1 protein-coding gene is annotated in these 967 nt (G+C 71.8%); it reads right to left on the reverse strand.

What is annotated here, in order from left to right; translation table 11 throughout:
• The coding region (locus AN216_RS00395) for a sensor domain-containing protein (protein WP_420855672.1) at nucleotides 1-763 on the reverse strand (763 nt) is incomplete at its 3' end.
• Nucleotides 764-967 lie beyond the last annotated feature (204 nt).

Raw genomic sequence — 967 nt, forward strand, 5'->3', positions numbered from 1 at the left:
CAGCGGCGGCGGTGTCCACCACCGCACCCCGATCCGACTCCAACTCCGCGACGCGGTGCGCCAGCTTCGACGGCCCGAGCAGCCCCACCAGCATCAGCCGGTCGACCTGCGTCAGGGCCCGTACCACCCAGGGGCACAGCAGCACCAAGAGCAGTCCCAGCGCGGAGGCGCCGGCGATCTCCGGTGCCGAGTCCAGATACCAGCCGTCGCCCGGCCTGCCACTCAGTTGGATGCCCGGCTGGTCCAGGTGGTCCGGGAAGGTCCAGAACCACAGGGGGTAGGTGAGCAGCGCCCAGCTCGTGGACCAGAAGGCCACGGTGACGGTGAACGCCGCCACCGACCAGGGGAAGTGCAGCACCGTGTACAGCAGGCTCCGCCAGGAGGTGCCGCTCCGGAACAGCGCCCCGACCCAGGCCAGCATGCCCTGCTTGCGTTGCAGGGTGCGTACGGGCTCCGGCGGGTCGACGTGGAAGTCCAGCAACACCCTGGCTCGTGTCCGTTCCATGCTGCCGAGCGCGCGGCAGCCGGCCAGCCCCGCCGCCAGCACTGGCACACCGAGGAAGGTGACGAGCAGGCCGGCGCCGGTGGCCAGCATGGTCACGGTGAAGCAGAAGGTCACGACGGCCACCGGCAGGCCGGTCAGGACGTGGAGCAGTTCCAGCCACGTGCGCGGGGACACGGGGGCGAGCAGCATCCGGGTGACGCGTGCGCGCCCGGCCGGCTCCGGGAGCGGCGGGTCGTAGGCGCTGGTGGTGAGTCCCATCCGGGTCATCCGTTCTGTTCCGGTCCGAGAGGTCTGGCCGTCCGGGAGGCTTCGCCGGTCCGACTGGTACCAGCTTCCGGTGTACGGGCCGGGGTGGCCATGACGCCGCTCGGTGTCTTGGCATGGGGGTTTTCCCCACCCCGTGAAGGGGGCCGCCGGCGTGGAGGGCCCGGATGTCAGGAGGGCTCGGGGGCGGACTCGCGC

The sequence above is a fragment of the Streptomyces oceani genome, assembly GCF_001751245.1.
In the GTDB taxonomy this organism is placed as follows: Bacteria; Actinomycetota; Actinomycetes; order Streptomycetales; family Streptomycetaceae; genus Streptomyces; species Streptomyces oceani.